This is a genomic window from Massilia genomosp. 1, from assembly GCF_011682185.1.
Lineage (GTDB): Bacteria > Pseudomonadota > Gammaproteobacteria > Burkholderiales > Burkholderiaceae_D > Telluria_A > Telluria_A rubra.
This window is the reverse complement of record NZ_WHJF01000417.1, coordinates 1-404: the sequence shown is the minus strand read 5'-3', so window position 1 is coordinate 404 and position 404 is coordinate 1. Positions and strand designations below refer to the sequence as shown.

The following is a 404-nucleotide window of genomic DNA, read 5'->3' as shown; positions in this document are numbered from 1 at the left end:
AATGAGATTAGCCATGATTCCGCCGCCGTAACCGATCAGATTTCCTCCGATATCACGAAAAAGCGATGAAAAATCGTGCTCTCCTGATGTCGGCCAGTTCAGAAAAATCGTTTTGCAATTGGCTCTAGTGCTCCACCTGCAGTGGACAGCAGCAATGCTGCCTCTGCAAGCATCGTCAGCGGAAATCATCACGTGTGTATTTTTTGTTATGCCTATCCAATCGAACACGATTTCAAGGGTAAGTTGCCGAGAGCGCTGGACGGTGTCGGCATAAATAAAGGTGATTAGCGCTGATCTTCAGCTAACCGACACCACGCTTCGGTTCGGTTGCCCGTGGCGACAGCAGCGTACAAGAGGCGCGTCAAAATGGTCGACAAATCGAAGCGCCGGTTAAATCGATACTG

General features: G+C 49.8%; 1 protein-coding gene and 1 pseudogene. Both read right to left on the bottom strand.

Features of this window, described 5'->3' with window-relative positions; all coding sequences use genetic code 11:
• A partial coding sequence (locus F1735_RS36095) for a hypothetical protein (protein WP_222853200.1) occupies window positions 1–192 on the bottom strand: 192 nt, incomplete at its 3' end.
• Between the two features lie 92 nt (window positions 193–284).
• Window positions 285–404, bottom strand: a pseudogene (locus F1735_RS34330) (IS1595 family transposase); the annotation flags it as partial.